The following is a 19,500-nucleotide window of genomic DNA, read 5'->3' as shown; positions in this document are numbered from 1 at the left end:
CTATGGCTGCTGCGCATGGGCAAGCGTCTACATAGTTAACACCTGGCGTGGGCCGGGGGCAGCCGATGCCCGCGCGCATTATGGATAGCGGCGTCGCAGCGCTTCGAGGGTGTATTGCATCAATCGCTCACGCTCGGCATTGGCCTGCTCATCTGCCAGTTGCGCGAACTGGCCGGTGGTATCCTCCCCTTCTTCGGTTTGCCGCTCGATCCACTCCAGACGCGCCCGGAACGGCGCCAGCAATGCCTTGAACGCGTCCCTGTGGTGCTTTTTCAGGTAGCCGCTCCAGAATTCATGCGCTACCAGCGACCGCGCCAGCGCCTGCTCCGATTCGTCGGCCAGCACGCGCTGGCAGGTCAGCGCCAAACGCGCCTCATCCACCTTACGATCGGTATAGCGGGTATCGGTAGTCCGGGTCGGCAGGTGCAACCTGCGCCGCAGCCCTACCTCATAGGCCAGCACCACTTCGACCTGGTCATCGCCGACCACCCCTGCGTCCATGTCGCGCCGCGCGATTTCCCGAACCTTGTCCAGGCGCCACAGGCGCCGACCGAGGTCGAGCAGGCGGCTTTCACTGCCCTCTTGCACCGGCGCATGCTCGGCCTCCCAGACCAGCACGCGCACCTCCATGTCGGCCATGCGCTGGGTAACGCTGTCGGTGCAGGACATTTCCCCGGCGTAGATGAACAGCTCCTCGGCCAGTGCCGGGTTGGCCTGCATCGTCTGCATAAGGTCGTGCACGCGGCTGGCCAGTAGCCTGGCACCCTTGGGCGTGCGGAACTCGGCGGTATCGGGCAAACGCCTCAACCATTCGAAGAACAGCTCACTTCCACGGCGTTGCTGCAACGCGTTCCAAGTGGTTTCGAAGGTGGCCCGCAGCGTGTCATCGAGGTGGTCCAGCCAACGCCATTGCGCCGCGGCTGCCGACGAGCCGGGCGCACTCAATGCGCGTTGCGCCAACGCGCGATCGCTCGCAACCAGTTGGTTGGGCGAGAACTGGACATTACCTTGCAGCCACACCCTCGAGGCAAAGAAGCCATCCGGCATCTCACGGATAGCACTGTCGAACAGGTCCAGCTGGCGCAAATGTTCGCAGCCCATCACGCCATACGGCAATTGACGGATCCGGGCATAGCGCAAATGCAGCTCCACCAGCCCGGTCATCGAGGACACCGAAAACGTCAGGCCCAAGGGGTTGTGCCCAAGGTTGAGGTACTCAAGCTGCGCGCAGCGCTGCAAAGTGCGGTACTGGACCGGGTCCAGCGCGATGCGGTTGCGCGACAAATCCAGCACTTTCAATTGTTGAAGTTCGCCCAGCGCCTGGGGAATGCGGGTCAACCGGTTGCCCGACATGCGCAGGCGACGCAACCTGGGGAACGCTTTGAAAAAACTGTTCGGCACTTCTTCCAGTTGCATGTCGTTGAATGCCAATGCCGTGACATGACCGAAACGCACCTGGGCAGGCAACTCAGGCAACTGCTGCAGGCGGATGCGCCCCGGCGCCCAGCTGTACTCGGCATGCAACAGCGACGTGTCGGGCTGCAAACCCGTCCGCCGCTGCCAGAGGTCGACCAGCGCATCCTTGAATGCCCTGCGGGCGGACGCATCGGAGCGGCTGGTCGGCTCGTCTGCCCAGGCCTTCAGCTGGCGCCTCAGCAAACCCAGTTCGCGTTTGAGCTGGGCCAAGGCTCGCTCCACCTGTTCAGGGGTGCCGATCAAGGTTTGCAGCCACTGCCGACGCTGTGAGTCGTCGAAGCCGGGGTAAATTTCCCGGGCGCGGTCCAGCAAGCTCCTGGGTTTGAACCACTTCCACATGCCACGGCCGCTGAGCGGATAACCCAGCCGCCCCTGAGCCAGTTGCGGCGCAACGAACCACCGCTGGGTGGGGCCATGTGCGGACAGCCACTGCTCGACGACCTCTGGCTGTTGCAAGGCGCTGCTGGCGACTGCTTCACGCAAGCCTGCCGTTGCCGGTTGGCCGCGCAGCAGTGTGGCTATTTCGTCACGTCGATAGGCACTGGCCATGGTCTGGAACAGCTCGCCTGGGTCCCCCTGAGCGCCGGTCAACGGGTCACGCCAGTGGAACTGGCCACGGTCGTATACCAGATCCACATCACGCGCCCCCGTGCTCATGCGTAGCAAGGGGAACTCGCTAGCCCCTTCGGACAACGCCCAGCGCAGCGTAGCCGGAAAGCGGTTGAGCAGTTGCAGACTGATGCGGGCCAGGTCGAGGGTTTGCGGCACATCGAACAGCAGTGCCTCGTACAGCTGGATGCGACGAATACGTGCTGCCCGCGCCCGGGCGGCAGTGGCCAGGCGCAGCGGCACACGACCCGTATCGGCAAGTTGCGCCTGCTCATCGGGGTCGGCCGTGCGCACCAGCTCATTGGCAGCACGCTGATGCAAACGTGGAAATTGCCGGCGCAGCGCGGCGATCGCACGGCTTTCGGTAAATTGCCCGTCATCGTGGACAAACTGGAACAGCATGCGCTTGCGCGTTTCGATCAGCGCCGCCAACTGCAGGTCGCTGGCCGTCTCGGCACCTGGCAGATGCCGCGCATAGGCCAGCAGGCTGTCGTCCGCGACCGTCGCACCGGCGCGCAGGTCGCCTGCCAGGTCGGCAATGCGCTGCACCAGGCGGATGCGCTCCAGGCTGTCGAGCAGGTCTACCTCGACTGGCTGGCCATGCACATGCCAGGCACGCAGGTTGTCTTCATTGAGCTGATGCACTTGCATCAGCCGGTCGATCTGCAAATCACTCAGTTCGGCGAACGGCTGCCCCAGGCGGCGCCACAGGTAGTGGCGCCCCTGCCATTGCCCAGGATGCTCGCTGGCCAGCCGCCAGGCGCCCGCGCCATTGTCGTGCAACAGCGGCCCGTGACCGTTTCGCGGCAGCAATTGCCACTGACCTTGCGCGGTTTGCCGCAGGGCAAAATAGTGGCCGCCCATGGCGACCCAGTGCTGGCCCGCCGCTTCATACAGGCCGCGCTCGTCTGGCTGCACCTCGGCAGGCGGCGCCTCGCTGCGAAACGCCGCGATGTTCTGGTTCCAGAGCTTCTCGCGGCCATCCTCCAGCCGCGCTGGCACCAGCTCGTCCACCACTCGCGCGCCCGTCCAGGCCCTGCCGGCCAGGGCTACGCCCGCTGCGGTCGCACCGATCACGGCGACTTGCCTGCCGACGTTGAGCACATGGTCGAGCGCCGCCGAGGTGGCATCATCGCGCCAGTCTTCGACGGCCTGGATTACCTCTTCCAGCAGCTGCCAGGCCATGACGGCCAGCAACACGCCGCCCAGCAGCGGAATATAGAAACCGGCAATGCTCAACCAGGTCCAGCCTTCGGCGGCCAGGCGCCGCTGGTGGGCCTTCTGTACCTCACGGTCGAGCTGCGCCACCGGCGTCAGGATGACCGCCGCGTCGTCCTTGATCTGGCGGATGCGTGTATCGGCCAGGTGCTCGATAACCCGGCGCGGGCAAGGGCGCAGGCGTTCATCCAGAGAGCGCGTCGCCCACGCTGCCAAATCGCCGTACAGCGCGTAGTAGCCGGTGAAGAACGCTTGGCTGTCGCGACGCAGCACGAAACGGCTGAAAAAGCGCCGGTACTGCCCCTGGCGCAGGCGGTTGCCCAGCAATACGGCCAGGCGTCGCAAGTTGTCACAGGCCAGCCAGGGGCCATGCGGATCGCCCGGGATGTGCACCAGCAGCCGTTTGCTGGTGTCAAAGAAAAAGCCCCGGTCCACGTGCTCCAGCACCAGCACTTGCTGCAATGGGCAGCCAAGCAGCTCCAGGCGTTTGGCAACCACCGGCAAATGGCCAAGTGCGTCCAGATGCCCGTCGCGGCACAGGGTTCTCACCCAGCCCAGCTCCGCCTCACTGAGCACTTGCCCGGCGTGTGCCTTGCAGGCATCGGCCAGCAGCGTGGCGCTGGCCAACTGGCAGAAATGCGCGCTGACAGCGGCATCGAGTATCACCCGCAGATGCGCCTGATACTGTGCGCCAATGTCCAGCTGCCTGCAGACTTTGGCAAACTCGACCGCGCTGGCCACAGTCAGCCGCTCGCCCTGTTCGTCGACCAGCGCGTTCTTGCGTGGCTGGCCCAACGGACCGGTCTCGGCCTCGGTGAAATTGAGCTGCGCGGCCTCGATCAAGGGTATGTCGTAGTAATCGCTATCCAGGGCGGGATGGCGTGTCCAGCCATACTGCCCCTTGCCTCGGGCATGGAAGGTGTACCAGCGGCGGAAACAGACCTTGTCGATGTCCAGGCCTGGCCCGAAGCGATCATCCAGCGCAGGTTGCAGCCTGGCCCGGAGAAACGGTTCGAGCGCTTCGACACGTGCCAGTGCCGCCTTGATCTGGCGCCGGCTCTCCAGGCCCTGGCGCAACGCATGGGCCAGTTCATCCCAATGTTCAGCCGGCAGCGCCTTCATCCAGCCCGGCAAACGCCGGGCGACCATCAGGTCCTGATAAGCCTCGGCAAGGGCCAATGCCTGGTCTGCCCCATCGCCCTGTTGCGTGCTGTCTGCCATGCCATGCTTCCTCGTGTGATGGATGCACGAGGCTAGGCAGGCCGCGCTCGCCGCTGGCGCCAGATAACTACCGCAAGGAGGGTCAGAACAGCGACAACTGGCGGTCGGTGAGCGCTCCGAAGGCATCGCCCACGAATGGCAGGATGGCATCGGCCACCGGCTGTAACTGGCGGGTCAGGTAATGGTGGTAATCGACAGGCGCCTGCAGGTTCTCCAACGGTTCCGGGCCGGCGGTGGTGATCAGGTAGCTGATCCAGCCGCCACGCTGGTACTGCAGCGGCCGGCCAAGGCGATGGTTGTAATCGTCGGCCAGGCGCGCCGCGCGGACGTGAGGCGGCACATTGCGCTGATAGTCTGCCAATGGCCGGCGCAAACGCTTGCGGTACACCAGCAGCTCATCCAGCTCGCCCGCCAGGGTGCGGCGCACGTAATCGCGCACGTACTCGCGGTAAGGCTCACCGCGGAAGATCCGGCCATACAGCACCTGCTGGAATTCACGGGCCAGCGGCGACCAGTCGGTGCGGACCGACTCCAGCCCCTTGAAGACCATGTCCTGGCTGCCGTCGGCGCGCTGCACCAGGCCGGCATAGCGCTTCTTGCTGCCCTCGTCGGTGCCGCGAATGGTCGGCATCAGAAAGCGTCGATAGTGGGTTTCGAACTGCAGCTCCAGGGCACTGTCCAGCCCCATTGTCTGCGCCAGGTGCTCACGCCACCAGTGGTTGACTTCAGCCACCAGCGCCTTTCCGATCCGGGTGGCGTCAGCCTCGTCATGGGCACCTTTGAGCCAGACGAAGGTGGAGTCGGTATCGCCGTAGATCACGTCATAACCCTGAGCCTCGATCAAGGCCCGGGTCTGGCGCATGATCTGGTGGCCACGCAGGGTGATCGACGAGGCCAGCCGTGGGTCGAAGAACCGGCAACCGCTGGAGCCAAGCACGCCGTAGAAGGCGTTCATGATGATCTTGAGGGCCTGCGAAAGTGGCGCATTTCCCTCACGTTTGGCAGCTTCCCTGCCCTGCCACACCCGTTCGACGATAGCCGGCAGGCAATGCTGGCTGCGAGAAAAGCGCGCCCCGCGAAAGCCTTCGACCGAATGCGCCTCATCCGGCTGGCGCAGGCCCTCGACCAGGCCCACCGGGTCAATCAGGAACGTACGAATGATCGACGGGTACAAGCTCTTGTAATCCAGCACCAGCACCGAGTCGTACAGGCCCGGTCGCGAATCCATGACGAAGCCGCCCGGGCTGGCCTCCTCCGGGCGGCTGCCCAGACTCGGGGCGACGTAGCCCAGCCGGTGCATATGGGGAATGTACAAGTGGCAGAAGGCAGCCACCGAACCACCACTGCGATCAACCGCCAGGCCAGTGACCGAAGCGCGCTCGAGCAGGAACTCCAGCAGCCGGGTGTGGGCGAAGATGCGCGTGACCAGCTCGCAGTCCCTCAGGTTGTAGCGGGCCAGGGCGGGCTTGTCCTCGGCGAAGCGGCGGTTGATCTCGTCCATGCGCTGGTAGGGGGTGTCGATGGCCTTGCCTTCGCCCAGCAAGGTCTGGGCGACGTTTTCCAGGCTGAACGAGGGAAAACTCCAGGTCGCCGAGCGCAAGGCCTCGATACCATCGATCAACAGCCGCCCCGGTGCTTCGGCGAACACATGGCCACCGCCGGCATGGCTGCGCAATGTCATTGGCGCGCCTGCCCGGCCTAGCGTCAGCGCCACCTGCAGCTGCCGGGCGTGCTCGTGCAACAGGCGCAGGTCGAACTGCACCAGGTTCCAGCCGATGATCGCATCCGGGTCATGCCTGGCCATCCACTGGTTCAGGCACTGCAGCAGGGCTGCGCGATCCTCGCAATAATGCAGTTCGAAATCCACCGCCGCCGCATCGCCGTTTGCCGGGCCAAGCATGTAGACCTGGCGCTGGCCGCAGCCTTCCAGGGCGATGCTGTACAACTCGCCGCGCTCGCTGGTCTCGATGTCCAGGGACACCAGGCGAAGCGCCGGGCGGTAACCCTCCAGGGGTTTGAGTTGGGCGTCATGGTACACGCCCTCTGCGTCCGGCTGACCGGTGAACTGCACCGGAGCAGTGATGAAGCGCTCCATCAGGTAGCGCTCCGGCGGGCGGATGTCAGCTTCGAAAACGTCTATGCCGGCGCTGCGCAGACGCTGCTCCAGCTGCATCAGCTGACGGTGCTGGCGGGTGTAGAGGCCGAGCATAGGGCGCAGCTCGAAGTCTTTCAGGCGCAGCGCCTTGAGTTGCACGGCGGCCTCGTCGGCCAGCAGCAAACGGGCCTGCGCAGCCTGCGCCAGGGGGATGAACGCCACCGATTCCTGAGGTGCCAGGCGCACCAGCCGTGGCCCGGTGTCTGTGGCCAGCCAGAACTCCACGCAGGTGCCTTCGGGCGTGTCATGCCAATGACGGGTCAGGACAAAGCCCTGCTGCAACTCCACTGCGTTGTCCTCGAATCGTCTGTGCGGTTGATGGCGACGATTCTACGCCAGTGAACCACCGGGCACGAAGCCGTCATGCCGGAGCGGAGCATCAGCCATACAGGTAGTCGATGTCTTTGTAGGCCAGCGGCGGCACCTGGGCCAGCAGGAAGTCGCGCAGCTTGCTCATTTGCCGCGCCTTGGGACTGCTCTTGAGCCACGTCATGTAGTAACCGTCACCGGTGGATACCGCATGCTTGAACGGCGTCACCAGGCGCCCGGCCGCCAGGTCAGCACTGGCCAGCACCAGGTCGACCACCGAAATACCCAGCCCCTGCTGCGCCGCCGAGATGCCCTGGTCGAGGGTGTCGAACACCTGGCCCTGGTCGATGCTGATGTCCAGCGCATCCATGCGCGCCAGCCAGCGCCGCCAGTCGCGGCGGTCTGGTGAGGGGTGCAGGAATTCGCACTGGCGCAGGTCGGCAAGCTCCGGTTGGGCCTGTGCCATGTAGTCCGGGTGGCACACCGGGATCAGCCACTCGTCGAACAGCTTGATGCTCTCGACGTCGGCCGGGAAACGGCCGTTGGCCAGGAGGATGGCGCAGTCGTAAGGCTCGGAGTAGAAGTCCACCGAGTCGATGTCCATCCATACGCTCGACAGTTGCACGCTGCAGTTGTCTTCGAGCTTCTTGAAGCCGTCCAACGCCCGCAACAGCCAGCGCACGGTCAGCGTCGAGGGCGCTTTCAGACGCAGCCCGTAACGGTCCTGGCGCAGCAACGCGCAGGCGTTTTCGATGATCTTGAAACCGACTTTGAGCTCCTGGGCCAGCAGCCGCCCGTGCTCGGTGAGGCTCAACTTGGGGCCGCGCCGTTCGAACAGGTCGCAGCCGAACATGGATTCGAGGGTCTTGATGTGGTGGCTGACCGCCCCCTGAGTCAAGGCCAGCTCTTCGGCAGCGCGGGTGAAAGAGCCGTAGCGCGAGGCCACTTCGAAGGCACGCAGGGCGTGCAACGCTTGAATCCGTTCCGACATGATGCCCTCGAAGCATGAGTGAGACTAATAGTAGGTCATAGTTCCACGCGTTTTACAACGTGAAAGGCGTCTCAGAAAATGCAGGAAAATAACAACGATAAGTAAACAACCTGCCTGCATATGAGTGGAACGCTCTCTTACTTGAATCTCCTGGGGAAATCATGTTTACGGTTTATGGAAACTGCTATCGCCTGGATGCGCTAGAGCTGGCCGAAGAACATGCACGGAACAATCAGCACTGGACGCATCAAACTCTACAGCATTTTCGCAGCGTGCTCGCCAACCCTGACTTTCCATGCCTGTTCGGGCGCAAGGCGGTAGCAGGCGCATCCTGCCATATTCTCTTCGCCCGTGCCGAACAGCTGGCTGACGATATCGCCCAGGGCCTGGCCGAATATGTACGCACCATCACCCCCGTGCCGATCAAGCAACGCATCGGCAGCCCGCTGGTGGTGTTTCTCGAAACGGACGCCGACAGCACCCTGGCCGAGCAACAGGCGCTGGCCTGGAAAGTACTGCACGGGGTCCATGCCCGTGACCCGCATCCGTGGCCCCAAGCGGTTCCCAGCGACCCGCACGACACCGCCTGGTCGTTCTGCTACGCCGGCATGCCGCTGTTCATCAACATGAACTTCCCCGGTCACCAGCAGATGAAAAGCCGCAACCTCGGCCCGCATATCACCTTCGTCATCAACCCACGGGAGAACTTTGACGAAGTGGCCAACGCCAGTACCGAAAGCGGGCAGCGCATCCGTGCCCGCATTCGTGATCGCGTGCGCCATTACAACGACGGCTTCATGCCCCAAACCCTCGGCTTCTTTGGCCAGGATGACAACTTCGAATGGAAGCAGTACCAACTGCAGGAGGCAGGTTCGCTCAATCCGTCGCGCTGCCCCTTTCATGCCCACGCCCATGCGACATCTGACACTCTGATCGAGACCTGACCGTGAATACCGCACTGACACTGACCTACGCACTCACCGTCCTGCTGCTGATCGCCACCCCCGGCCCGGTGGTAGCGCTTATCGTCAACACCGCTGCGGCCTCTGGCTCACGCAAGGCCATGTTCACCGCCGTCGGCACCAACTGGGCATCACTGGTGCTGATCGGTGCCGCCGCCTGGGTGATCCTCACCAGTGCGGCCATCGACAAGGCCTGGCTCAGTGCCATGAGCCTGCTGGGCTGCCTGTTCATTGGCTACATTGCCGTGGGCACCTTGCGCGAGTGTCTGCAGGCGCCTGCCGTCGACGAAGCCGAACTGCAACCGGCCAAAGCCGGGCGCGGCGGTTTGTGGCAAGGCTTCATGGTCGGTATTTCCAACCCGAAGGACATCATCTTCTTCATCGCATTCTTCCCACAGTTCATCCAGATCACCGAATCGTTCGGCAAGAGCATGGTAGTGCTGTCGCTGTTGTGGGTACTGATCGATTTCGCGGTGCTCAGCCTGTACATCTTCGCCATCGGCAAGATCACCTCGCAGCGCAGCAACCGCCTGATTTCCCTCGCCTCGGGGGTCGTCCTGCTGCTGATCGCCGCCGGTGGCCTGGCTTATAACCTCAAGGAACTGGCGGGCTGAACGCCCACCATCATGCCAGCCGAGAAGGAGCGCCCATGACACCCAGCACACATGTCCAGGGCCTCGCTTCGCCACTGCATCATGACTACCAGCGCTTTCTGCTGCTGGGTAACCGCCGCGCCCCACACACTCTGCATGTGCACGAGAGCGGCTACCGCTCCAGCACCATCAACACCGATGCCCTTGGCTTGCGCTACAGCCATTGCGCAGGCAAGCGTTTCTCGGTTGCAGAGCGCGGTGCCGCATCGCGAATCAACCTGCTGGTCGGCGGCTCGACCGCCCTGGGCATCGGCGCCAGCTGCGACGAACATACGGTAGCCTCGCACCTGTCGATGCTGACCGGTGAGGTATGGCTGAGCCTGGCCGGCTGCGGGCTCAACGCCAGCCAGGAGCTCTTGCTGTTCCTGACCCACCAGCATCGCTTCGGCGAAGTGGGCCATGTGGTACTGCTCAGCGGCCTGAACACCTTGGCCCATGAAGCGCTCGGCGAGGTCCTGGCCGGCCCGTATGACCCGCAGCAGGCCAAGGCTCACCAGGCTTACCTGAACAGTTTCAACGAGGGCATGCCACCCGCTGGCCCGGCTCGCCGTGATTCGCTGTGGCAGCGCCTGGGCCAGGCACTGGCACCCCGGCGCAACGAACCTGTCCCCAACTGGTCGCTGTCCGCCCCGGAAAAGCGCCTGGCCCGCGCGGCCGACAGCATTGCCCGCACGTTGCGCCAATGGGAACGGATGCTGGCTGACAGTCACGCTACCCTGACCTTCATCCTCCAGCCCCTGCTGCCCTGGTGTCGGGAAACCCTGCCGGCGGGGGAACTGGCGATGCTGACCGCCCTCGAGCAACAACCGGGGAATTTCGACCGCCTGCTCGACGGTGCATTCGACAGCAAGCTGCACATGGCTTTCTTCCGTCGCATCAAAAGCCAGGCAGACCCCGTGCCCTGCTACGACATGAACAGCATGCTCAGCAGCTCGCCGGTATTCGGTGCCGATCTGTTCGTCGACCGCCTGCACTTGAACGATCTGGGCAACAATGCCCTGGCCAAGGTGATTACCGCCAAGTTGGGGCTGGCCCAGGAACGACACAGCCAGCGCAAGGTCACACCGATCAGGCTCGCCTGACTGACGAGCCACGGGGTTTCGGTTTTGACCCTCGCTTGGATAGAATACCCCGTCGTTCCGATTCGCCCGAGGCGTACGCGCAGTTGTGATCACTCATCAAGCCGCCCCCCCCTGCCAGGCAGTCAGCCGGCCTCGTTCGTTGAACGGGGCACGCCTGTGAATCCCGTCGTTCTGGCGTCGGCACTGTTCATCGTGCTGGCACCGATGGCCGCGCACGCGCTCGAAGTACGTATCGACCCACACGCCGACCTGCTCTACCGCCAGGCGTTACCGCTGCTGGAGCAAGCCGACAACCCGGACGACAGCAGCACCCTGCGCACCGCCATGGGCGTCGACCCGGAGCTTAACCGCCAGGGCCGGGCGATGGCACAAACCCTGCCGACGGCAGTGGCCCTGCTGAAAAAGTCGGTCGAGCTTGGCCACCCGGTGGCACAGTATCGCCTGGCGCTGTACTACACCACCTACCTGCCCGCAGCACAGATCGCCGATGCCGCCTGCCCGCTGCTGCAGGCCAGCCTGCAACAAGGCTTTGCACCGCCGGCGGTGGCAATTGCTACCTGGTGCCAACCCTACAATGCCAGCCCGGCCTACCGCGAAGCCCTCGAAGCGATCCCGGGCATGGCGACCCTGTATGCGCCCTACTTCCCGCAACCAACCGCACGCCTGGCCTGCAGCCGCAGCCGCCCGCAAGGCTTGCAAATGCAGTGGGGGCGCCAGCGCGACTACCAGGCCGAGGTCTACCGGTTGCTCAGTGACCTGGATCCGCAGCATCGCCAGGCACTGCTGCAGAAGGCCGTGGACATCAACGGCTGCGTGGCGGCGCTGCAACAGCTGACCAAGCGGTAATCACCTGCCCCCGGCCCTTCGCAGCTAAAATCGCTGCTACAGGTTGACGCCGCCCCTGCAGGAGCGGCTTCAGCCGCGAGGGGCCAGCACAGGCGACAAACTAGCAAGATCGTTCAAGCCACCCACCCCACCGCTCTGTCATGCTGCCCTGCCTTGCAAAATGTGCCATAGCCATCATGCCCAGTAGTCCCCCCATTGCCCGCCAAGCGTTCCTGCACGGCGCCATCGCCATCCTGCCGCTGTCCCTGGCCGTCGCCCCCTGGGGCCTGCTCGCCGGCTCCATGGCCATCGAGGCCAACCTCAGTGCCTGGCAAGGCCAAGGGCTGTCGGCGATTGTGTTCGCCGGTGCCGCACAGCTGGTTGCAATCGGCATGCTCAAGGGCGGCGCCAACCTGCTGTCGATCCTGCTCACCACCCTGCTGCTGACGTCCCAGCACCTGCTCTATGGCTTGTCCATGCGCCCCGTGTTGTCAAACCAGCCGTTGCGCTGGCGGCTGGGCTTGGGCTTCCTGCTCACCGACGAATTCTTCGCCCTTACCAGCCACTACGACCAGCAGCAGTTCAACCGCTGGTATGCGCTCGGTGTAGGCCTGACCTTCTACGTCGCCTGGAACCTGTTCACCCTGGGCGGCATCGTGCTGGGCCAGAATATCCCGCACCTCGACCAGCTCGGCCTGGACTTCTCCATCGTCGCCACCTTCGTCGCGCTGATTGCGCCACTTGTACGCAATCTCGCTACCATCGTGTGCGTGGCGGTGTCGCTGTTCTGCTCGGTGCTGTTCAGTTACTGGCACTGGGAGACCGCACTGGTCGCCGCTGGCCTGCTGGGCATGGCCGCCGGTTTCGTCTGTCAGAAATTTACCGGAGGCCGCCCATGACCTGGCTGCTGATCTTCGCCATGGGCGCCGTGGTATTCCTTAACCGCTACGCCTTTCTGGAGCCACGCCTGCCGCTGCGCCTGAGCTCCAACGCCCGGCAGTTCCTGGGCTTTGCCGTGCCCGGCATGCTCACCGCAATCTGCGGGCCGATCATCTTCCTGCCCGGCCACCAGCTCGACCTGAGCCCGCTCAACCCCTACCTGCTCGGTGCACTGGTGGCCGTTGCACTGGTGCTGTTGACCCGCAGCGTGTTGCTGAGCATGCTGGTGAGCATGTTGATCTTCTTCCTGCTGCGCAGCTGGCTGGCATGAGCAGGCCCCTGCGCGAACAGACCCACCTCTGGCAGGCGCCGGCCCTCGGCGACGTCGAGATGCTGCATGCGCGCTACTTCCAGCAGCGCTTCGCCCCGCATGTGCACGAAGGTTATGTGTTCACCGTGATCGAGTCGGGCGCGCAGCGCTTCTGGCACCGCGGCAGCGAGCACCTGGCGCCGGTCGGCAGCATGGTGCTGATCAACCCGGACGAACTGCACACCGGCGCCACCGCCCACGAAGCCGGCTGGCGCTACCGGGGTTTCTACCCCGAGCACGAACGGGTCACCGGTGTGCTGGACGAACTGGAACTGGGCCGGCACGGCATGCCGCGCTTCAAGGACAGCGTGATCCAGGACCAGGCCCTGGCGCAGGCATTCAGCCAGTTGCACCAGCTGTCGGAAGCCGGTGCCAGCGCCCTGGAACAACAGACCGCCTGGCGCCAGGCGGTGCTGGCCCTGGTGCAGCGCCACGGCCACTGTCCGGAACCCACGGCCCCAGGCAACGAACCGCTGGCAGTGGCCCGTGCACGGGAACTGCTGGAAAGCCAACTGGCAGATCCACCGTCACTGGAAGCCCTGGCAGCTGCGGTCAATCTTTCGCCGTTCCACTTTGCCCGGGTGTTCCGCCAGGCCACCGGTTTGCCGCCGCATGCCTGGCTGAAGCAACGGCGCCTGGCGCGGGCGCGGGAGTTTCTGAAAAGCGGCCTTGCGGCTTCTGATGTGGCGTTCACGCTCGGTTTTGCCGACCAGAGTCACTTGAGCCGGCAGTTCAAGCAGGCGTTTGGTGTGACGCCAGGCGCCTATCGCAGCGCCTGCCTGCACCATTAACACCCGCGACGCCAGGCCTCAGGCAAGCTGGCGAGCCACTGCTACACTGACAGAGCTGAACGGAGGATTCCGCCATGTCCGAAAGAGAGCTCACCACCCTGATATCGCTGATGAACCAGCGCCAAGCCTGCCTGAGCAGTGCCTGCAAGGAAATTGCCGACTGGATCGACCGCCAGGGCGATGTGCCCGCTGCGGGCAAGATCCGCGCCAGCCTGAAAGCGCTGGAGGCCGATGAGGCACAGGTCCGCAAGACCTTGACCTCGCTGACCCTCGACAGGCCGCTGCCACGCTTCCGTAGCTGAAGCGCGCAGCACAATGAAGAAGGGCCGCTGAAGCGGCCCTTTTTGTCGGTCAGTGATTCATGTGCATGTGGTCATGCCCACCGCCAGCCTCGGCATTGAGCGGGCGCACGTCTGCCTGCACGTCGACGGTTTCCCTGGTGCCCTTGGCATCTTCGATGGTCAGCGTCAGCGGTACCTTCTCGCCTTCCTTCACCTGCCGGGTCAGGCCCATCAGCATCACGTGGTAGCCGTTGGGGTCCAGGCTCACCGGCTTGCCCGCAGGCAGCTCCACGGCCTTTACTTCCTTCATGCCCATCACGTCGCCGTTCATGGTCATCTCGTGCACCTGCACGGTCTTGGCCACCGGCGAAGCCACGCCGACCAGCTTGCTGTCGGTGCTGGCAGTCAGGGTCATGAAAGCGCCGGTGGACGGCTGGTGCGGCACGCTGGCGCGTACCCAGGCGTCGCTCACGGTGGTTTGCGCCAGGGCCGGCAAGGCCAGGCCCAGCAGGGCGATGGCGGCCAGGCCGCGCTTGATCGGTTGCAGGGATACAGCCATTAGCAAATCTCCATCAGGGTTGCCAGGTCTTCAGCGCATTCCTTGGCATTCAGCGAATGGCCCAGGCTCAGGCGCAGGGTGCCACGTGTATCGTAGACGTAGCTGGTGGACGAGTGAGAGATGGTGTAGGTGTCACCGGCCGGGACCTTTTCGTAGAACACCTTGAACTCCTTGGCCACCGCGGCGATTTCTTCCGGGGTACCGGTCAGGGCGGTGAACGACGGGTCGAAGGCCTTGACGTAGGCGTCGAGTACCTCGGGGGTATCGCGCTCCGGGTCCAGTGTGATGAATACCACCTGGAAGATCTCGCGGTCTCGGCCCCTGAGCAGCTTCTTGATCTGTGCCGCGCGCGCCAGGGTGGTCGGGCAGACAGCCGGGCACTGGGTGAAACCGAAGAAGATCATCGGCATGCTGCCGTAGAAGCTCGACAGGGTACGGACATTGCCCTGGGGGTCCTTGAGGCTGAATTTGCGCCCGAGGATTTCGTTGCTCATGTTCTTGCCGTACTTGAACTCGAGCCCCCGGGCCGGGTTGCAGCCTGCCAGCAGGCCGAGCCCGAGAACGCCCATCCCGGCGACAACCGCGCGCCGGGTAAACTGATCATTCATGAAACCATCCTTTAAAGGGAAGGTGCCGACCCTCGGGACGGGCCGGCCGAAAAACCGGGGCATTCTGGCATGAGACCCAGTGGGCTTCTACCCGACCAAGGCGCGGATGACCCGCAGCCCTTTAAAAACGGGCTGCGGCCTGTTGTCGCAGGGGTTGAAACCGTAACACTTTGTTGCTAGGCCTTGACCTCTAAAGATCAGTAGTAGGCGTTCTCTTTCTGACTGTGGTCAGTCACGTCACGCACGCCCTTGAGCTCCGGAATGCGCTCGAGCAGGGTGCGCTCGATGCCTTCCTTGAGCGTCACGTCGGCCTGGCCGCAGCCCTGGCAACCGCCACCGAACTGCAGCACGGCGATGCCGTCGTCGACCACATCCACCAGGCTCACCTGGCCGCCGTGGCTGGCCAGGCCGGGGTTGATCTCGGTCTGCAGGTAGTAGTTGATACGCTCGTTGATCGGGCTGTCTTCGTTGACCATCGGCACCTTGGCGTTTGGTGCCTTGATGGTCAGCTGGCCGCCCATGCGATCGGTGGCGTAGTCGACCAGCGCGTCTTCCAGGAACGGCACGCTGACCGCATCGAGGTAGGCAGTAAAGCTCTTCAGGCCCACCGGCTCGTCGTCGGGCTTCTCTTCGCCCGGCTTGCAGTAGGCGATGCAGGTCTCGGCGTACTGGGTGCCCGGCTGGGTGATGAAAATACGGATGCCAATGCCAGGCGTGTTCTGCTTGGAAAGCAGATCGGCCAGGTAGTCATGGGCGGCGTCAGTAATGGTTATAGCGCTCATGGAAGTTCCTCACAGACTTGCGCCCAAGTGTACGCCAACCTGGCCTTTGAACAAAGTCCTAGTATTTGACTCGGGAAAGCACGAATGCCGGGCCTTGCTCCCGTGGCGCCGCCAGCCACGCCTGCATCCGCCGGTACAGGCCGCGCTCCAGCCACAGATGGCTGAACCACGACATTAGTCCAATGGACGGCACGCACAAGGCGAACACCAGGTACGGGTTCAGGCGCAGGCGCTGGCAGGCGAACCAGCCGGCGTACAGCACCAGCACGTGGATCAGGTACACCGAGTAGGAACAGTCACCCAGCGCCTTGAGCAGGCGGTTGCCCTTGAAGTACGGCTCCAGGGCGATGAACGCCATCACGATCATCGCGCTTGGCACGCCCCAGTGCAGCAGGCGCTGCGCCGCGTCCAGGTGATAGATCGCATAGCCCGCCACACCCAGCACCGCCAGTGGCAGCCACAGGCCTTCGCGGATCAGGCCGCGGCGATGGATCACGCCCAGGCCGATGCCCAGCAGAAATTCATAGATGATGTCGTTGTTGTAGAAACGGCTGAGCACGCCCATGCGCCCGAGCACCTCACTGACCAGCAGCAGCGCAGCGGTCACCAGCACCAGGTGATGACGCTGGCGCACCAGGAAGGCCAGGCCGAACAACAGGTAGAAGAACATTTCGAAATTCAGCGTCCAGCCTACGTTCAGGGTGGGGTACAAACCGTAACCGCCGGGGTTTTCCGCCGGGATGAACAGCAGCGAAAGCAGCAGGTGATGCCAGTCGAAGGCCTGGTGCGGCATCCACTGGCTGAAGGCCAGCAACAGCAGCGCCATCAGCGCGGTGTAGAACCAGTAGGCCGGGACAATGCGCAAGGCCCGGTTGAGCAGGAACTGGCGGGGTTCGATGGGTTTGTCGCGGGTCGACAGGTAGATCACCAGCCCGCTGATGACGAAGAAGATGTCGACGCCTACGGCGCCGCGGTCGGTGAGCAATTGGCCGATGGGCCCGGTGGCATGGAAGTCGAAGAAGATTTGCATGAAGTGGTGGCAGACCACCACCCAGGCGGCGAACGCCCGCAGTGCCTGAAGCGAATACAGCATGGAATACCTGCGATTGCCGGTGCATTGAGGCCCGCATCGAGTGCACAGGCGAGCGCTGTGCGCTCGTTCGCGGGTAAACCCGCTCCCACAGGTACTGCGCTGGTATTGAAGTCAGCACTTTCCCTGTTGGAGCGGGTTTACCCGCGAAGGGCTGCAAGCAGCCCCCCTGAAATCGACCAGGACCACCCAAGCAGTCCGACCGCAGCGTATTCGGAAAGGTCAGCCCAACCGATCAAAGGTTCTCGTAGCGGTTCATGTCCAGCACGCCGGCCTCCACCGGCTGGGTTTCCTTGATATAGGTACTGAGGTCATGGAAGTAGCGCCAGAACTCCGGGTGGCTGCGGCGCACGCCCCAGCGCATGACGATGCGCTCGAACTTTGCCGGGTCATCCTTGGCGTACTCCATGTCCTCGACGAACTCCGGCACATCACTGGCCGGAATGTTGAAGATGAAATTCGGGTAGCTGCTGAGCACGCCCGGGTACAGGGTCAGGGTGTCCAGCCCGGGCACGTAGCGGTAAGCCTCGCCGAGAAGGAACGCCACGTTGCTGTGCGCGCGGTTGCGCAGCAGGCTGTAGACTTGGCGCTGGCCGCCCTCGCCTTCGATGCGCAGCATGGTCGCCTCCGGGAGCTGGCCGATCACCTTCAGGCCGGCGGCCGGTCGTGACACCAGGCGGCTGAGCGACTGCTCGACGTTGCGGAACTCCTCGCTCATCTGCGGCCGCGAGCAGTAGGCGCCGCTGCAGCGGTTGATCGGGTCGGGGGCAGCGTTGAGGCTGGCGGTACGTTGCAGCAGCTTCAGGCCGAAGTCGCGCTTGGGGTCACGCGGGTCGAGCTTGATGCCGCTCGGCGTGTCGGTGTCGATGTCCTCGTAGTCCAGCCACATCTTCACCTTGCCGCTGTTCTGGTACCAGCTGCCGAGGATGTCGCTGCGCTGGTCGGCCGGCATCAGGCGCAGGAAGTTGACCTCGGCGCCGTTGCGGATCAGGTCGAAATACAGGCGTGTCTGCAGCTGGTGCGAGACGTTGCCGAACACATCGAAGTTGACCGCCAGCTGGTAGTAGGTGCGCTCGAACAGCGGGTAGTCGAACAGCCACACGGTCAGTGGCACGTCGCCGATCAGGCCCTTGGTCACCGAAGCGCTGTCGAAGTGGCGGAAGATGCTCAGCAGCGCATTGTCGTTGCCGGCCCACAGGGTCGACCAGCCCGGTGCCGGCATTTCGGCATAGGCCTCGCGGCGCAGTTTTTCGTACTCGTTGCGTTTGTCGCGGTAGGCATGCCAGAGGTTCAGCACGCTGCCGACATCATCGATCTGCCCTGGCATGGCCAGCAGCGGCGTGGCTTCGCCGCGGTACTTGGCATCGGTGATGTAGCGGTCGTGGGCCGGCTCCTGGAACAGCGCCCAGAAGTTGTCGCGGATCACGTCAGTGGCGATCTGCCCGCGGCACACCGGGCCACGGATGAAGGTGCGCACGAAATACTCGGCGTTATCCAGCATGAACTGGTAGCGCGCCACTGCCGGGATCGCCTCGAAGGTTTCGAACGGGTTGGCCCGGTGGCGTGGGCCGTAGCCCGGTAGCGCGGTGGCATGCCAGTCGCCGGCGTAGAACAGCTGCTTCACGCGCTTGAGCTTCTGCGGCCCCATCGGGTAGGTGATGTGGGTCTTGTGCACGATCACGCCCTGCACCGGGATCAGCCGGTAATAGAAGTCGGTGCCCGGCGGGTCGTTGGGGCGGCGCGTGGCAATGATGTCGACCGGTTTGCCGCTTGGCGTGCGCGAACGCACCCACTGGAAGAAGTGGCCCTGCTCGCCGCCGACGAAGTAGATATGCGCCAGGAACAGGTGCTCGTAGAGCCAACGGCCGACCAGCGCCTCGGTGGAGCCGGGGCGATTGAGCAATTCCTCCCAGTCGGCTATCTGCCTGGCCTCGGCGGCGCTTGGCTGGATCGGTTGGTATTCGACCGGCGCGCCGGCAGCCAGCCAGCGCTGCAGGGTCTGGTATTGCTTGTCGGTCAGGCCGGTGACCGCCAGCGGCATGCCCTCCTTGGGGTGGGCGCCGGCATAGGCGTCGAACTCTTCCGGCAGCGGGCACATGTTGTTGCGGTTGAGCCCCAGGACGATCTCGTCAGGCAGTTTGGCATTGGGCGTGAGCGGGGTCTTGTGCCCCAGCTCGAGCATGCGTGCCATCAGCGCCGCCTGGCTACCCTGGTTGTCGAGTACCGAATAGAAGCCCTTCTTGCGCCATTCATCTTCACTGTGGGCGTCGTAGAACAACCGCGTGGGGGCCACGGCCTTGCTGCGTTCGCCTTGGTAGACCGGCACCTTGGTGGCACCACGCACCGCACCTTCGGGGCTTTCCAGCTTGAGCTGGCAGGCGGCGTCGTTGCAGGCGTGGCAGGCCACGCATTTTTCGGTGAAGATCGGCTGGATGTCCCGGGTGTAGGAAATCACCGGGTTCGACTGGGGGGCTTGCCCGAACGCCACGCCGCTGATGAGCAGCGCGAAGACGCTGGCAAGGATACGTTGCACCATGTGCGGAAAGTCCTGGATAGTGAAGCCATCACGATTGGCTGGTCGTCTTGAGGTGCCTTGCTGCCCTCAACATGAGCAGAATTCATGCAAATGGGCGATGCGC

Annotated in this window: 16 protein-coding genes; 8 read left to right on the top strand and 8 right to left on the bottom strand. The window is 64.0% G+C overall.

What is annotated here, in order from left to right:
- Positions 1-78 precede the first annotated feature (78 nt).
- The 3 genes from ACQKPS_RS01230 to ACQKPS_RS01220 form a co-directional block, all read right to left on the bottom strand.
- Positions 79-4,524 carry an NEL-type E3 ubiquitin ligase domain-containing protein gene (locus ACQKPS_RS01230; RefSeq protein WP_427602217.1) on the bottom strand — a complete coding sequence of 1,482 codons (4,446 nt, stop codon included), beginning with the start codon at positions 4,522-4,524 and terminating at the stop codon, positions 79-81.
- A gap of 82 nt (positions 4,525-4,606) precedes the next feature.
- Complete coding sequence (locus tag ACQKPS_RS01225) at positions 4,607-6,967, bottom strand: DNA polymerase II (protein WP_427602216.1); 2,361 nt, start codon at positions 6,965-6,967, stop codon at positions 4,607-4,609.
- A 91-nt stretch (positions 6,968-7,058) separates the two neighbouring features.
- A complete protein-coding gene (locus ACQKPS_RS01220; protein ID WP_254480470.1) occupies positions 7,059-7,979 on the bottom strand; it encodes a LysR substrate-binding domain-containing protein in 921 nt (306 codons plus the stop codon).
- A gap of 161 nt (positions 7,980-8,140) precedes the next feature.
- Here ACQKPS_RS01220 and ACQKPS_RS01215 point away from each other — a divergent pair, with 161 nt between their 5' ends.
- The 8 genes from ACQKPS_RS01215 to ACQKPS_RS01180 all read left to right on the top strand — a co-directional run bounded on the left by ACQKPS_RS01215 (position 8,141) and on the right by ACQKPS_RS01180 (position 13,843).
- Positions 8,141-8,923, top strand: coding sequence for a YqcI/YcgG family protein (locus tag ACQKPS_RS01215; RefSeq protein WP_254480471.1), 783 nt, complete (start codon positions 8,141-8,143; stop codon positions 8,921-8,923).
- 2 nt (positions 8,924-8,925) lie between these two features.
- A complete protein-coding gene (locus tag ACQKPS_RS01210; RefSeq protein WP_254480472.1) occupies positions 8,926-9,555 on the top strand; it encodes a LysE family translocator in 630 nt (209 codons plus the stop codon).
- 35 nt (positions 9,556-9,590) lie between these two features.
- Positions 9,591-10,676, top strand: a complete 1,086-nt coding sequence (locus ACQKPS_RS01205; protein ID WP_427602213.1) for a hypothetical protein — start codon at positions 9,591-9,593, stop codon at positions 10,674-10,676.
- Positions 10,677-10,880: 204 nt separating this feature from the next.
- Positions 10,881-11,522 carry a sel1 repeat family protein gene (locus ACQKPS_RS01200; protein WP_254485590.1) on the top strand — a complete coding sequence of 214 codons (642 nt, stop codon included), beginning with the start codon at positions 10,881-10,883 and terminating at the stop codon, positions 11,520-11,522.
- Between the two features lie 176 nt (positions 11,523-11,698).
- A complete protein-coding gene (locus ACQKPS_RS01195; protein ID WP_283723084.1) occupies positions 11,699-12,400 on the top strand; it encodes an AzlC family ABC transporter permease in 702 nt (233 codons plus the stop codon).
- On the top strand, positions 12,397-12,711 hold the full coding sequence (locus ACQKPS_RS01190) for an AzlD domain-containing protein (RefSeq protein WP_254480475.1): 315 nt from the start codon (positions 12,397-12,399) through the stop codon (positions 12,709-12,711). The genes ACQKPS_RS01195 and ACQKPS_RS01190 overlap by 4 nt, the downstream gene beginning before the upstream one ends.
- On the top strand, positions 12,708-13,541 hold the full coding sequence (locus tag ACQKPS_RS01185; protein WP_254480476.1) for an AraC family transcriptional regulator: 834 nt from the start codon (positions 12,708-12,710) through the stop codon (positions 13,539-13,541). The genes ACQKPS_RS01190 and ACQKPS_RS01185 overlap by 4 nt, the downstream gene beginning before the upstream one ends.
- Positions 13,542-13,615: 74 nt before the next feature.
- Positions 13,616-13,843 carry a hypothetical protein gene (locus tag ACQKPS_RS01180; protein ID WP_027593874.1) on the top strand — a complete coding sequence of 76 codons (228 nt, stop codon included), beginning with the start codon at positions 13,616-13,618 and terminating at the stop codon, positions 13,841-13,843.
- Between the two features lie 49 nt (positions 13,844-13,892).
- On the opposite strand, the gene ACQKPS_RS01175 is transcribed toward ACQKPS_RS01180, so the two are convergent.
- From ACQKPS_RS01175 to ACQKPS_RS01155, 5 genes are all read right to left on the bottom strand, one after another.
- Complete coding sequence (locus tag ACQKPS_RS01175) at positions 13,893-14,381, bottom strand: copper chaperone PCu(A)C (protein ID WP_427602210.1); 489 nt, start codon at positions 14,379-14,381, stop codon at positions 13,893-13,895.
- Entirely contained in the window at positions 14,381-14,989 is a 609-nt protein-coding gene (locus ACQKPS_RS01170; RefSeq protein WP_060511040.1) for an SCO family protein, read from the bottom strand. The genes ACQKPS_RS01175 and ACQKPS_RS01170 overlap by 1 nt, the downstream gene beginning before the upstream one ends.
- Before the next feature lie 197 nt (positions 14,990-15,186).
- On the bottom strand, positions 15,187-15,771 hold the full coding sequence (gene nfuA, locus ACQKPS_RS01165) for a Fe-S biogenesis protein NfuA (protein WP_016393607.1): 585 nt from the start codon (positions 15,769-15,771) through the stop codon (positions 15,187-15,189).
- A gap of 58 nt (positions 15,772-15,829) precedes the next feature.
- A complete protein-coding gene (locus ACQKPS_RS01160; protein WP_427602207.1) occupies positions 15,830-16,864 on the bottom strand; it encodes an acyltransferase family protein in 1,035 nt (344 codons plus the stop codon).
- A gap of 232 nt (positions 16,865-17,096) precedes the next feature.
- Positions 17,097-19,397, bottom strand: coding sequence for a fatty acid cis/trans isomerase (locus ACQKPS_RS01155; protein ID WP_254480479.1), 2,301 nt, complete (start codon positions 19,395-19,397; stop codon positions 17,097-17,099).
- Positions 19,398-19,500 lie beyond the last annotated feature (103 nt).

The sequence above is a fragment of the Pseudomonas sp. NPDC086566 genome (assembly GCF_050280885.1).
Classification (GTDB): domain Bacteria; phylum Pseudomonadota; class Gammaproteobacteria; order Pseudomonadales; family Pseudomonadaceae; genus Aquipseudomonas; species Aquipseudomonas vlassakiae.
Note: the sequence above shows the minus strand (reverse complement) of the source record. Positions and strands in the feature narration are given on the sequence as shown.